The 13,370-nt window shown below is 68.8% G+C and carries 9 protein-coding genes; 4 read left to right on the top strand and 5 right to left on the bottom strand.

The window, feature by feature from the left end:
- Positions 1-5: 5 nt before the first annotated feature.
- The gene (locus tag FMQ63_RS06105; RefSeq protein ID WP_225909363.1) at positions 6-2,213 is read right to left on the bottom strand and encodes a tetratricopeptide repeat protein; all 2,208 of its coding nucleotides are present in this window, start codon (positions 2,211-2,213) and stop codon (positions 6-8) included.
- Positions 2,214-2,329: 116 nt separating this feature from the next.
- Between FMQ63_RS06105 and mazG the strand changes: the two genes are divergently transcribed.
- A complete protein-coding gene (gene mazG / locus FMQ63_RS06100; RefSeq protein WP_011554728.1) occupies positions 2,330-3,520 on the top strand; it encodes a nucleoside triphosphate pyrophosphohydrolase in 1,191 nt (396 codons plus the stop codon).
- Between the two features lie 139 nt (positions 3,521-3,659).
- Entirely contained in the window at positions 3,660-3,935 is a 276-nt protein-coding gene (gene rpsT / locus FMQ63_RS06095) for a 30S ribosomal protein S20 (protein WP_011554729.1), read from the top strand.
- Positions 3,936-4,007: 72 nt separating this feature from the next.
- Here rpsT and lptE read toward each other — a convergent pair whose 3' ends face one another.
- The 3 genes from lptE to leuS form a co-directional block, all read right to left on the bottom strand.
- Positions 4,008-4,481, bottom strand: a complete 474-nt coding sequence (gene lptE, locus FMQ63_RS06090; RefSeq protein WP_225909364.1) for an LPS assembly lipoprotein LptE — start codon at positions 4,479-4,481, stop codon at positions 4,008-4,010.
- An 88-nt stretch (positions 4,482-4,569) separates the two neighbouring features.
- A complete protein-coding gene (locus FMQ63_RS06085) occupies positions 4,570-5,007 on the bottom strand; it encodes a hypothetical protein (protein WP_225909365.1) in 438 nt (145 codons plus the stop codon).
- A gap of 174 nt (positions 5,008-5,181) precedes the next feature.
- Positions 5,182-7,683, bottom strand: a complete 2,502-nt coding sequence (gene leuS, locus FMQ63_RS06080; RefSeq protein ID WP_020478485.1) for a leucine--tRNA ligase — start codon at positions 7,681-7,683, stop codon at positions 5,182-5,184.
- A gap of 504 nt (positions 7,684-8,187) precedes the next feature.
- On the opposite strand from leuS, the gene FMQ63_RS06075 reads away from it, so the two are divergent.
- Both FMQ63_RS06075 and FMQ63_RS06070 read left to right on the top strand, forming a co-directional pair.
- The gene (locus FMQ63_RS06075; RefSeq protein ID WP_011554733.1) at positions 8,188-11,058 is read left to right on the top strand and encodes a SusC/RagA family TonB-linked outer membrane protein; all 2,871 of its coding nucleotides are present in this window, start codon (positions 8,188-8,190) and stop codon (positions 11,056-11,058) included.
- 3 nt (positions 11,059-11,061) lie between these two features.
- Complete coding sequence (locus FMQ63_RS06070; protein WP_011554734.1) at positions 11,062-12,405, top strand: RagB/SusD family nutrient uptake outer membrane protein; 1,344 nt, start codon at positions 11,062-11,064, stop codon at positions 12,403-12,405.
- Between the two features lie 66 nt (positions 12,406-12,471).
- Here FMQ63_RS06070 and FMQ63_RS06065 read toward each other — a convergent pair whose 3' ends face one another.
- Positions 12,472-13,362 (bottom strand): NAD(P)-dependent oxidoreductase, encoded by an 891-nt coding sequence (locus FMQ63_RS06065; protein WP_011554735.1) that lies wholly within the window; start codon positions 13,360-13,362, stop codon positions 12,472-12,474.
- Positions 13,363-13,370 lie beyond the last annotated feature (8 nt).

Raw genomic sequence — 13,370 nt, 5'->3', positions numbered from 1 at the left:
GCCGTTCACTCCCCCCGCCGCAGACGGCGTAGACCGCGCAACGACAGCAGGTGGACCCCCAGCAGCAGCAACGCCGCGGGCGCGAGCTTGAGGTAGAGGGGGGCTTCACCGTAGGGCCCTCGCACCAGGCCCTGGTGCAGGAGCACCGCGGCCAGCGCGAAGAGGAAACCGAACGCATACAGCGCGCCGCGGACCGGCACACCCGAGGCCACGTGCCCCGCTCCCGCTAGCACCGCGCCCAGGCTGTACGCCACGCGGCCCGTCCAGGCCTGATGCCGGTCCACCTGGAGCTGCTTTCGCGCCCTCAGCTGCTGCGGCACCAGCCCCCGGCGGGAGAAGACGTTGACGCACTGGCCACATTGCTTGCTGCCGATGCCCAGCTCCGGGTCGCAGCGCACGCACACCGCGCGGCCACAGCGCTCACACACCTTGGCCGCCTTCAAGCGGTCCCCCAAGAAGCCCCACAGGGCCAGCAGCACCGCCAGCGCCGCGGCCCCCGCGGAGGCCATGGGCCCGGGAGGAAGCCCTGGGAGCAGCCAGCGCGACACCTGCGTCTCCACCTGGCGCCCCGCCCCCGTGCCATCCGCGAGCGGAAGCCAGTCGGATTCCGCCAGTTGCGGGGCCAGCAGCAGCAGGTTGAGGAGCAGCCGGTCCTCCGGCGGCGGGTCCCGGACCAGCAGCGTTCCATCCAGCGCCTGCGCCGAGGCCATGGCCGTGGCGGCGCGATCCAGCTCCTTGCCGACCTCCGAGTCCGGCAGCGTCTTCGCCCTGCGGCGGACCACCTGCGCCAGGTTGTAGTGCGGAGCCGCCAGGTCCGGCGCCGACTGCGAGGCCTGCACGTAGAGCAGTGCCGCACCCTCCGCGTCTCCCAGCGCGACCAGGGTGTTGCCGAAGCGCGTAAGCAGGCGCGCATCCGAGCTCTTCAGCGCCGAGGCGGCCTTGAAGTGAGTCCTCGCCTCTTCCAGCAAGCCGCGCCGGGATTCGAAGTACGCCAGCGACAGCACCTCCGCGAACGTCGCCGAGCGGGACTCCATCCGCGCCAGTACGCGCGCCCGCGCCTCCTCGGCGGACAGGCCGCCCCGCTCCAGGAGGTACACGTCCTCGGCCGGCGTGCCCGCGAACGCCGTGACACGCGCGAGTTGCCCCGCCGCCAGCGGAAAGAGCCCCACGCCCGCCACCAGCACCGCCGCCACGATCCGCTCCGTGCGCGAGAGATAGAGAGACACGGTGGCCAGCATCACCAGCAGCGCGGGCAGCACGCCCAGCCCCAGCACCCACGGCAGGCTCAAGAGCAGCAGCCCCAGGACCAGGGACTGCCACCGGGAGACGACTCGCGGCAGCAGATGGTGGAAGTCATGCAGCGCGTAACGGAGCTTCCGTAGGAAGAACAAGCCCATCAGCAGCACCGCGGTGGCCCCCCAGGCCAGCAGCACCAGGGCGCCCAGGTCCGCCAACGCGGGCCGACGATAGCGGGCATCCTGCGCCAGTGTCGCCAGTGCCTGCCGCACCTGCCCCAACGTGCGGGACACGTCGCCCGGCTTCTCCAAGGCGTAGAGCTCCGCGAGCTCGAAGCGCGCGTAGGGCAGCCCCGGCGACAGCTCGACCGCCACCTCCGCCAACCGCACCGCGCCGGCCATGTCCCCCGCGCGGCGACGCACGGCCGCTTCGCGGAGGAAGCCCACGCTCAGGGGCTCCAGGTCCGTGGCGGCCAGCTCGACGCGCAATGTCCGCAGTTCCTTGAGGGACGCCGCCGCGGCGTCTCGATCATTCGTCGCGCGGGCCTGCCGCCACCGGTTCCAGAGGGCCTCCAGGTCCGCATCCGTCACCCGCGGCGCCAGCACCGGACTCAGCGTCACCGGCCTGGGGGTGATGACCGTGGGTTCAGCGACCGGCGGAGGACTGGCCGCCGCGGGAGTCCGGCCATTGGCGGGGACCGATTCGGCGGCCCTGACATTGCGCACGGGCCCCCTGGGCGCGCCGTCGGCGTCCTCGGTGGAGGCATCCTCCGCGGCGGGGACGTCTTCTTCCGGCACGTCCTCCGCGTAGGCGGCGTCATCCACCGGATCCATGGACTCATCCCGCAGGTCGGGCTCCATGGGGCCCGGATCCACCTCGGGAAGGCGCGTGGGGGCTTCCAGCTGCGCGGACGCCACGACGGGCACCAGAAGCGTGAAGCCACTGAGAAGGAGGGCAAGAAGCGGCAGGCGGATCATCCAGAGAGTGGATTGTAGGCGACCCAGGGCCAAGCGCGAAAACGAACGCCAGCCTGGCTGCCCACCTGCCGCGTTTGCCGGACAGCACCAGACCCGTGCGTGCTACAGGAACGTGCATGGCGGACACGACGCTGACCCCCGGGGCGGAGCTGGAGCGACTGGTCGACATCATGCGGAAGCTGCGCGCTGAAGGCGGCTGCCCGTGGGATCGCGAACAAGACCTGCGCTCGCTGCGGCCCTACCTCCTGGAAGAGGCCTTCGAGGTCTTGGAGGAGATGGACCGGGTCGCCTACGGTGGCTCCTGGCGGACCTTCTGCGAAGAGCTGGGAGACCTGCTTTTCCAGATTGTCTTCCACGCCCAGCTCGCCTCGGAGCTTGGAGAGTTCTCCCTGGCTGACGTGGCGAAGGCCATTGGCGACAAGCTGGTCAGCCGGCATCCCCATGTCTTCGGCAACGGCCAGCGAATGGAAGGCGCCGAGCAGGTCCTGGACAACTGGGCCAAGCTGAAGGCCGCGGAGAAGAAGCGCAAGACGGGCCGGGAGGGCTCGGTGCTGGACGGCGTCCCCGTCGCCGCCCCGGCGCTGATGCGCGCCGAGCGGCTCACGGAGAAGGCCAGCCGCATCGGCTTCGACTGGCCGGACGTCGCCAGCGTGCGCGCCAAGCTGACGGAGGAGTTGGGGGAGCTGGACGAGGCCATCGCCGCGAATGATCGGGATGCCATCGAGCACGAGCTGGGGGACGTGCTGTTCTCGCTCGCCAACCTCGCGCGCTTCGTCGGAGCCCCCGCCGAGGACGCGCTGCGGATGGCCATCCGCCGCTTCACCGCCCGCTTCCAGCACATCGAGTCCGCCCTCCGCGCCGAGGGTGTCGCCCTGGGGGACGCCACCCTGGAACACATGGAGCGTCACTGGCAGGAGGCCAAGGCGCGCGAAAAGGCCCTGCCATCTCCGACGTGGGTTCCGCGCGCGCCCGTCACCACGCTGAGGCTGGGCGTGGCGGATCTTCCCGCGCAGCGCGCCTTCTGGGACGTCCTGGCTCCGCGGCTGGGGTGGATCACCCGACGGGCTCCGGCGGCGGATCAGGCCCGCTATGAGGACGGGGGCATCCTGATCGCCTTCGAAGCGGCAGGGACGCCCACAACGGGCCTGCGGCTGAGCCTGACGGCCCCCTCCCTGGCGGCGGTGGAGCGACTCCCCGGCATCCTCGCGGAGATTCCGGGGAGTCGGCTGATCCAGCACCAGGCCGGCCGGCTCACCTTTCAAGATCCCGCGGGGCTGGTGTGGGAATATACGACTTCGGTAGAGTGATTTTCCTCGCAGGTGCCCTCGGCGGGGCGTCCAGAGCCCGGAAATCCCGGCTGGAGGCCCACACCCGCCTTGACGCCTGCGAGGCGTCGCAGTAAGGACGGCCCCTCTTTTAGCCTGCCATTACCGCTGGAGATTTCTCTTGGCCAACACCAAGTCCGCAGAGAAGCGTCACCGTCAGTCCCTGAAGCGCCGTGCGCGCAACGTCACCGTGCGCGGTGAGGTGAAGACCGCCGTCAAGTCCGCCCGCGAGGCGCTCGGCAGCAAGGATGGGGCGAAGATGACGGACGCCATCAAGTCGGCCGCCAAGGCGCTGAGCAAGGCCGCCACCAAGGGCGTGCTGCACAAGCGCACCGCTTCCCGCCGCATCTCGCGTCTCGCGAAGGCCGCCACCAAGGCCGCCCGCGCGCAGGCCTAGTCGAAGCCTCGGGGCCACCTCGCGTGGCCCTGCTTCATTCGTGCAGGCTGCCGGGAGGAGGCTCTTGCCTCCTCACCAGGCACCCGCGAGCCGGTCGTAGCCATCCCGCATCAAGACCTCCGCGAGGCGCTCGAGCGCGACCTGCCGGTTCGCCTCCGCCTCCAGGATGTCTCCGCTTCCCAGCACATAGTCCTCCGAGCCGAAAACCTCCGTCTGCTTGAGGACCTGTCCGTCCTTCACCACGCGGAGCTGCGCCCGAGCGGAGACGCGGAAGAAGAAGCCCGGGCTGGTGCTCTTGCCGACAACGGTCGTGGGCGTGTTCGCCACCGACAGCACCGTGCCCTCCATGCGCCCGTCGCAGGACTCCGCGCTGCCCAGCCGGCCCACGCGGATCAGCTCCTGCCGTAGGAAGCGCGTGAAGACTGTTTCCAGCGTGGGCTCGGGCGTAGCGTTGAGGAAGACGGGCGCGCAGAGGGACGTCACGCCAGCCGGGAGACCATCTCCGCGAGGCGCCAGGCGGTAGCCACAGCCCGCGGCTACCCACATTCCCACCACCACGCCAATGCGAAGACGCCGGGGTCCGACAGCGCAGGGTCGCGACATGCGCGGCACCCTACCCGGCCCGATCGGCCCGTCAAGACAGAGGGCCACCGTCTTGTGTCGGTGGAGGCGGCAGCGGTGACGACTCGCCGTCGACAGCCACGCCGCGCACCCGCAGGGCCTCCGACAACGACGTCCACGCCGCCAACAGCCGCGTGTCCCGGGGAGAGCCCCGCCGCGCCAACCCCAGGGGCCAGCGCACCTGCGCCCCCTGCCGAGGCACCAGGACGAGCCCGTGTGAACGGCACGTCAACGCCAGCAGGCCGCCCAGCGCCGCCATGCCCAACCCCAGCACCTTCAGCGCGACGGGCTGCGCCCACAGGCCCAGCAAGGCGAAGACGGTCAACGCCAGCGCCTCCCGGAAGTAGCGCGACTCCAGCCGCGCCTCCCGCAGCGAGTCCAACTCCACGGGAGGCACCATGACCGACGGGTGCGGTTGATAGAAGAGCCGCGTCCCCTGGCCGGAAAGCATGCGCCCTCCGCCCAGGTCCGCGACGAAGAACGGCTCCCCCGGTGCCGGGCCCCCGGGAAGGGGCGCTTCGGGAAGCACGGCCTCGCAGGCAATGCACCGCGGGCGGCCCGCGGGTTGGGGCCGCCCACATGCACCACACATGACGAGGACCTCGGCCGGCACCCGGATCCCCGCTCAGGTCGCGACGAAGTTCACGAGGCGCTTGGGGACGAAGACGAACTTGCGCAGCGTCTTCCCCGCCAGGGCCACCTGGACCTTTTCGTCCGCTTCTGCCGCGGCGCGAACATCCGCCTCCGCCGCGTCCGCCGCCACGCGAATCTCCGCGCGCAGCTTGCCGTTCACCTGCACGGCGTAGGGGATGACGTCGTCCACCACCAGCGCCGGATCGAACTCCGGCCAGGACTGCGCGACGGTGAAGTCCTTGCTGCCATAGGCCTCCGCGATTTCGTCCGCGATGTGCGGCGTGAACGGCGTGAGCACAACCGCCAGCAACCGCACGGCCTCCGCCATGGCGGCCTTCTCCGCGGCCGTTTCAGGTGTCCCCAGTGCGTAGAGCGCGTTGAGGCCTTCCATGATGCCGGCGATGGCCGTGTTGAAGGACAGGCGCTCGATGGCCTCCCCCACCCGCTTCAGCGTCTTGTGGGCGGCGCGGAGGATCTCCAGCGCCTTGCCCTCGTAGGGCCCGTCATGGGTGGCACCCGCGGCCGCCGCCTGGTGCGTGGCGGCCAGCGCCCAGACGCGCTTGAGGAAGCGGTACACGCCCTCCACCTGCTCATCGGACCAGTCGAAGTCCCGCTCTGGCGGGCCCGCGAACAACACGTAGGCCCGCGCCGTGTCCGCGCCGTACTTCTGGACGATGGAGGCAGGCGCCACCACGTTGCCCCAGCGCTTGGACATCTTCCGGCCATCCGGCCCGTTGACGATGCCCTGGGTGATGAGGCGCTTGACGGGCTCATCCACGGGGCTCAGCCCCAACAGCTTCATCACCCGCGTCCAGAAGCGGAAATAGAGCAGGTGCATCACCGCGTGCTCGGGCCCCCCCACGTAGATGTCCACGGGCAGGAAGCGCTGGGCCTCCTTCGGGTCGAACGGCGCGGCGTCGTAGTGCGGCGACAGGTAGCGCGCGAAGTACCAGCAGGAGTCAACGAAGGTGTCCATCGTCTCCGCCTCGCGCCGGGCAGGCCCGCCGCACTTCGGACACGAGGTGTTCACCCACGAGGCCACCTTCGCCAGCGGCGGCTCACCCTTGCCGGTGAGCACCGCCTGGGTGTCGATCTCCGGCAGGCGCACGGGCAGCTGCGCCACCGGCACCGGGATGCCATTGCGGTCCGGGTCGCACTTCTCGCAGTAGACGATGGGGATGGGCGTGCCCCAGTAGCGCTGGCGGCTGAAGCCCCAGTCCTTCTGGCGGTACGTCACCGTCGCCTTGCCCTTGCCGTCCTTCTCCAGCAACGCGGCCATGGCCTGACGCGCCTGCTCGGATGTCTGGCCCGTGTAGGCGCCCGAGTCCTCCAGCACGCCGTACTCCGTATAGGCCGCCTCCAGCTTGTCACCCGGCGGGAGCTTGTCACCGGACGCGGGCTGGATGACGACCTTCACAGGCAGGCTGTACTTGCGCGCGAAGGCGAAGTCGCGCTCGTCATGCGCGGGCACGCTCATCACCGCGCCGGTGCCGTAGTCGCTCAGCACGAAGTTGGCGATCCAGATGGGGACCGCCTGGCCGGTGAAGGGATTCTCCGCGTAGGCGCCAGTAAAGACGCCCTCCTTCTCCGTGCCCTCGCCCAGGCGCTCCGTCTTGGACTGCGCGGCCATGCGCTTGGCGAAGGCTTCCACCTCCGCGCGGCGCTCCGGCGTCGTCACCTGGGCCACCAACTCGTGGTCCGGCGCCAGCACCACGTAGGTGCAGCCGAAGATGGTGTCGATGCGGGTGGTGAACACGCGCAGCGCGGTGTCGTGCCCCTGCACGCGGAAGTCGGCCTCGGCACCGTCCGAACGGCCAATCCAGTTCCGCTGCGCGGCGGTGATGCGGTGGGGCCACTCCTTGAGCGTGTCCAGCGCGTCCAGCAACTCCTGCGAGAACCGGGTGATGCGGAACGCCCACTCGGGCATCTCCTTGTCCACCACGGGGGAGTCGCAGCGCTCGCAGACGCCGTCCTTCACCTGCTCGTTGGCGATGACGGTGTGGCAGCCCGTACACCAGTTCACCTTGCTGAAGCGGCGATAGACGAGCCCACGCTCCAGCATCTGGATGAAGAACCACTGATTCCAGCGGTAGTACTCGGGATCGCTGGTGTTGACCTCGCGATCCCAGTCGTAGCAGTAGCCCAGGCTTTTGATTTCCTTCTTGAAGGACGCGATGTTCTCGGCCGTGCGCACCGCCGGGTGCACGCCGTCCTTGATGGCCGCGTTCTCGGCCGGCAGGCCGAGCGCATCCCAGCCCATGGGATGCAGCACGTCGAAGCCCTTCATCCGGAAGTAACGCGCGTACACGTCCCCGAGCAGGTAGTTGCGGACATGCCCCATGTGCATCTTCCCGCTGGGGTACGGCAGCATCTCGAGCACGTACTTCTTGGGTGCACCGGGGCGGCTGCCTGCCCGGAAGATGCCCGCGTCGTCCCAACGGGTCTGCCACTTACCTTCAATCGCCTGCGGCTCGTAACGCTCGTTCATCACCATACCCATCGAGTCTCTTAGAGGAGGGACGTGCCCCAGGCAACAGTCTCGCCCGGAGAAATCCGTCCCGGACGGACGGCGGCCCCAGGATCGGCTGACGGGGGGCCCCGGGGCCTGGCCGCGGCCCAGGCCGGAGACGCGCAGCAGCCTCGCTGAGGACAGATGCAAGTCCAGCGGGCTCCAGCGGCAGGCAAACATTCCCGCCAACTTGAATTCAAAGATTAACAATAAAAGTGAGGATATGCCGTTGACGGCCAATCGTTGAGCCAGTGACGATTCGCCTCACCGGCATCCTGCCTTGGGGGGAGCCGTCCATCCGCAGCGAGTGAGGACCGAATGACGCTGAGAAGGGCGTTGATTCCGGGGTGCGTGTTTGCACTCTTCTCGTTGGAAACGCTGGCGCAAGACGAAAATATCGCGCCACCCGCAGCCGAAACACAGACACCGGCGGCACCCGCGCCAGGGGTTGCGCCGCAGCCAGCGCCCACGGCACCCGCGCCCGCGCCGGTGAGCGGGCGCACGGTGAAGGGCCGAGTCGCGGACCGGCTCACCAATGAGGGACTGCCCCTGGTGCGTGTCATCATCAAGGGCACCACCCAGGGCGTGGAGACGGAGCTGGACGGCACCTTCACCCTGCCCAACGTGCCGACCCGATCGGTGACGCTGCTCTTCTCCAGTCAGGACTACGGCGAGCGCGAGGTGCTGATTGGCGCCAACCAGCGCACCGTCGAAGTCGCGATGGAGAACATCTTCGCGGAGGAGATGGTGGTGGTGGGGCGCGCCAGTGAGGTGGCGCGTAAGAACCTGGCCAACTCGGTGGCATCGGTGAACTCCGAGGAGATCAACCGCGCGCCTGCCCAGACGGTGGACCAGGCGCTCCAGGGCAAGGTCGCCGGCGCCAACATCCAGAGCAACGGCGGCGCGCCCGGTGGCGGTCTCCAGCTCCGGCTGCGCGGAGTGTCCACCATCAACGGCTCCTCCGCCCCGCTCTACGTCATCGACGGCGTGCTCGTCAGCGACGTGGCCATCGCCTCCGGTGTGTTCGCCATCACCGAGTCCGTGGCCGGCGCCAACGCGAACCCCACCCAGGACAACCAGGTCAATCGCATCGCGGACATCAACCCCAACGACATCGAGAGCATCGAGGTCCTCAAGGGCGCGTCCGCCGCCGCCATCTACGGCTCCAAGGCCGCCAACGGCGTGGTCATCATCAACACCAAGCGGGGCCGCTCCAGCGAGCCGCAGTTCGAGGTGACCCAGCGCCTGGGCATGTACACGCTGGCCAACAAGCTTGGCACCCGCCGCTTCAACAGCGTGGAGGAGGTGCGCGACACCTTCGGAGAGGCCGCGGTCCAGTACTACGAGCAGGGGCGAAGGTTCGACCACGAGGCCACCCTGGCCGGCCGCCGCGACCTGTCCTCGGAGACGCTGGCCAGCGTCAGCGGCGTGACGGGCAACACGAAGTACTTCGCCTCGGCGATGATCAAGAACGACGAAGGCATCATCGCCAACACCGGCTACGAGAAGCAGTCGTTCCGGCTGAACCTGGGCCAGAAGCTGGGTGACGCCGTGGAGGTCAACGTCGCCACCAACCTGGTTCACTCCCTGGGTCAGCGCGGTCTGACGAACAACGACAACGCGAGCATCAGCAACTACATGGTGCTGCCGCGCGCGCCGGAGTTCCTCCCACTGGAGGCCAACTCGGACGGCGTGTACCCGCAAAACCCCTTCCTCTCCAACCGCGCCAACCCATTGCAGACGGCCGCGCTGGTGAAGAACGACGAAAACGTGTGGCGCTTCATCGGGTCCGGAGACCTGACGTGGCACCTGTGGAAGACGGAGGCCCACCACCTGCGCGTGCTGGCCAACGCGGGCGTGGACCGGTTCCAGCAGGAGAACTCGCTCTTCTTCCCGCCCGAGCTCAACTTCGAGCCCATCGATGACGGCCTGCCAGGCTCGTCGCTCTTCGGCACCAGCCAGGTGCGCAACCTGAACTCCGGCCTGAACCTGGTGCACACCTACAAGCCCACGTCGGGCGGCATCGTGGCGACCACGTCCGGCGGTCTCCAGTTCGAAGAGCGCAACATCGATTCCATCTACATCGTCAGCAAGAACCTGAACGCCGGCCAGCAGAACGTGGACAGCGGCACGGTGGTCAACCTGCGGCAGAACCGCTCGCTGGTGAGAGACCGGGGCTACTACGTCCAGGAGGAGGTCCTCCTGCTGGACGAGCGCCTGACGCTGGTGGGCGCGCTGCGCGGCGAGCAGAGCAGCGCCAACGGCAACCCCAACGCGCTGTTCCTGTACCCGAAGCTGGCCTCCGCCTACCGGATTCCCTCGTTCCACCCGAAGGTGAACGAGTTCAAGGTCCGCGCGGCCTACGGAGAGACGGGCAACCTTCCGCTGTACGGCATGAAGTTCAACGGCCTGCGCGCCACCGGCAACATCGCCGGCAGCCCCGGCCTGGTGGGCACGGGCATCGCGGGTGACCGGAACATCAAGCCGGAGCGGCAGCGCGAGGTCGAAGCCGGCGTGGACGCCCTCCTGTTCGGCGGCGACGTGGTCGCGGAAGTGTCCATCTACCAGCGAAACATCAGCGACCTGCTACTGCAGCGCGCCCTGGCCCCGTCCGGTGGCTTCGCCACGCAGATCTTCAATGGCGGCTCGCTGCGCAACCGTGGCGTCGAGGCCATGGTCCAGGTAACGCCCGTGCGCGGCGGCTTCGAGTGGACCAGCGGCGCGACGTTCGCCCTCAACCGCAGCCGGGTGACGGACCTGCCTGTTCCCGCGTTCCTCGCCGGTGGGTTCGGCACTGCCCTGGGCGCCTTCCGCATCCAGGAAGGCGCGACGGCGACGCAGATTGTGGGCAACGACGGCGTCGACGAGAACGGCCGCCCGATTGTGCGGAAGCTTGGCGACACCGAGCCCACCTTCCGCATGTCCTTCACCAACAGCCTCAAGTACCGGGACTTCAGCCTGTCCTTCCTGTTCGACTGGCAGCAGGGCAGCGACATCATCAACCTGACGCGGTACATCTACGACGACGCCGGGACGTCACCGGACTTCACGACGGGGGGCCGCGAGCGGCTCGTACGGCAACGTACGCACGCGAGCACGTACATCGAGGACGCCAGCTTCCTCAAGCTGCGTGAGGTGACCTTCATGTACCAGCTGCCCAAGGACTGGGTGTCCATGGTTCCAGCGGTGAAGTCCGCCCGGCTCAGCCTGAGCGGGCGCAACCTCATCACCTTGACTGGCTACTCCGGGTTGGATCCGGAGGTGAGCAACTTCGGCAACCAGGCCATCTCCCGCAACGTGGACGTGGCCCCCTTCCCTCCCAGCCGCAGCTTCTGGACCTCCCTCGACGTCGGGTTCTGAGCCATGACCATCCAACTGACCAAGAAGGCATTCGTGGGGCTCTTCACCGTCCTGGGCCTGAGCGGCTGCGGGAGCCTGGACGTCCCGGACCTGAACAACCCCAGCCTCGATGACTTCCGCGAGCGGCCCACGCGCCCCGCGGTGCTCACCGCCGCCACGGGATTGCTCCTCGGCCACCGCGCTGGTGTCGCCGCTCCCAACGGCTACGTGGCCCAGCTCGGCATCATCGGGCGCGAGGCGTACGTCTTCGACCCCGCGGACCCGCGCGCCGTCGGCGAACTGCTGGGCCCTACCCTGGACCCTGGCGGCCCGGCGTTCGGCGGCAATCACTGGACCAACCCCTACCTGAACATCCGCAACGCCAACGCGCTGCTGGACTCCCTCGACCAGGTCCCCAACACGCCCGACGCTGAGAAGGAGGGCCTCCGCGGCTTCGCGAAGACGATGCAAGCCCTGGACTTCCTCGTGGTCATCAACACGCGGGACATTGAAGGGGCCCCCATCGACGTCAACCTGCCCATTGGCCAACTGGCCCCCATCGTCGGCAAGGAGGCGGTGTTCGAGCGCATCGCCGCCCTGCTCGACGAGGGCCACGCCCACCTGGGGAGCGCGGGTGAGTCCTTCCCGTTCCAGCTCAGCCCAGGCTTCGCCGGCTTCAACACGCCCACGACGTTCCGACAGTTCAACCGCGCGCTCGCCGCGCGAGTGGCTGTGTACCGGGGACGCTACCCCGAGGCGCTCACCGCCCTGAGCCAGTCCTTCCTCAATCAGAGCGCATCGTTGGACCTGGGCGTCTATCACTCCTTCGGGACGAACTCCGGCGACACGGACAACGGCCTCATCAGCGTCAACGTCTACGCGCACCCGTCGATCGTCACTGACGCGGAGTTCCAGGAGAATGACACCGTGGATGACCGCGTCGTCCGGAAGCTCACGCGCCTGCCCGAGCCCAGGACCGCGGCGGACGGGAAGCTGTCGACGGAGTGGCGCTTCCGCATCTACCCCACGAACAACTCGCCCGTGCCCATCATCCGCAACGAGGAGCTCATCCTCCTGCGCGCCGAAGCCAACATTGGAGATCGGAACCTCGGACCGGCGGTGGACGACCTCAACTTCATCCGCACCACCTCCGGCCGGCTGCCCCCGCGCCTGGACATCGATGAGAACAATGCCCTGGATGAGTTGCTGAAGCAGAAGCGGTACTCGCTCCTGTTCGAGGGTGGCCACCGGTGGATTGACCTTCGGCGCTACGGGCGGCTCGACACGCTTCCCCGTGAGCTGGACCCGGACATCGAGCCCCACGAGCGCTTCCCCATCCCCGCAGCGGAGATGAACGCGCGGCAGTAAGCGCTGCTCGCAATCCCTGAAGCTCCAGGTGCACGGCAGACAGGCGTGCACCTGGAGCGCGGGCGCTCAGTCGCCCTGCTTCAGCCCGGCCCGTTCGGCGACGAGCGCCCCCAGCGCGGACCAGTCCAAATCGCCGTGGCCCTGCGCGACGCCTCCCAGGAACTGGTCCTTCACGAGGCTGGCCAGGGGCATGGGCACCTCGGCGGTGCGCGCGGCGCCCAGGACGAGCTCCACGTCCTTGAGGCCCAGCCGCATCTTGAAGCCCGCCGGGCTGTACTTCTCCTCGGCGATGAGCTGCGCGTACCCCTCGAAGATGGGTGCGCGCGCGAAGACGGACTGGAAGACCTCCAGGAACACCTTCGGCTCGATGCCGGACTTGCGCGTCAGGGCGAAGGACTCGGCGAGCGCCTCCATCATCGACGCGATGAGGAAGTTGCCCGACAACTTCACGACGTTGGCCGCCGGGGCACGGTCACCCAGCACGGTGAGGCCGCGCCCCAGCGTCTCCAGCAGCGGACGGCAGCGGTCCATGTCCTGCTTCGGACCGGCGGCCACCACCCACAGCTGCTTCGACGCCGCGGCGGTAGGGCGGCCGAACACCGGCGCGGCGAGATACCGCTGGCCGGCGCTCGCATGCGCCTCCGCCAACCGTTCGGAAAGCGCCACGGAGAGCGTGCTCGACGAGACGTGCACCGCGCCCGGCGCCAGTCCCGCCAGGAGGCCGTCCTGGCCGAACACCGCGGATGTCACGGCCGCATCGTCCGCCAGCATGCTGAAGACGACCTCCGCGCCTCGAGCCGCCTCCGCGGGGCTGCGGGCGACCCGCGCCCCCTTCTCTTTCAACGGCGCGGCCTTGGACTCGGTGCGGTTCCACACCGTCAGCTCGTGCCCCGCGGCCGCTAGGCTCGCCGCCATGGGCAGTCCCATGTTGCCCAGGCCAATGAATCCCACCTTCATGCGCGTCT

The organism is Myxococcus sp. CA005 (assembly GCF_006518205.1).
GTDB lineage: Bacteria > Myxococcota > Myxococcia > Myxococcales > Myxococcaceae > Myxococcus > Myxococcus xanthus.
The sequence above is the reverse complement of the archived record's forward strand: the minus strand, read 5'-3'. Positions and strand labels throughout refer to the sequence as shown.

What these genes read in the sequence shown, in the direction of transcription:
- FMQ63_RS06105 (WP_225909363.1), bottom strand. Translation starts at nt 2,213, where the DNA reads ATGATCCGCCTGCCGCTTCTTGCCCTCCTTCTCAGTGGCTTCACGCTT.
- mazG (WP_011554728.1), top strand. Translation starts at nt 2,330, where the DNA reads ATGGCGGACACGACGCTGACCCCCGGGGCGGAGCTGGAGCGACTGGTC.
- lptE (WP_225909364.1), bottom strand. Translation starts at nt 4,481, where the DNA reads ATGTGGGTAGCCGCGGGCTGTGGCTACCGCCTGGCGCCTCGCGGAGAT.
- FMQ63_RS06085 (WP_225909365.1), bottom strand. Translation starts at nt 5,007, where the DNA reads ATGCTTTCCGGCCAGGGGACGCGGCTCTTCTATCAACCGCACCCGTCG.
- leuS (WP_020478485.1), bottom strand. Translation starts at nt 7,683, where the DNA reads ATGGTGATGAACGAGCGTTACGAGCCGCAGGCGATTGAAGGTAAGTGG.
- FMQ63_RS06070 (WP_011554734.1), top strand. Translation starts at nt 11,062, where the DNA reads ATGACCATCCAACTGACCAAGAAGGCATTCGTGGGGCTCTTCACCGTC.
- FMQ63_RS06065 (WP_011554735.1), bottom strand. Translation starts at nt 13,362, where the DNA reads ATGAAGGTGGGATTCATTGGCCTGGGCAACATGGGACTGCCCATGGCG.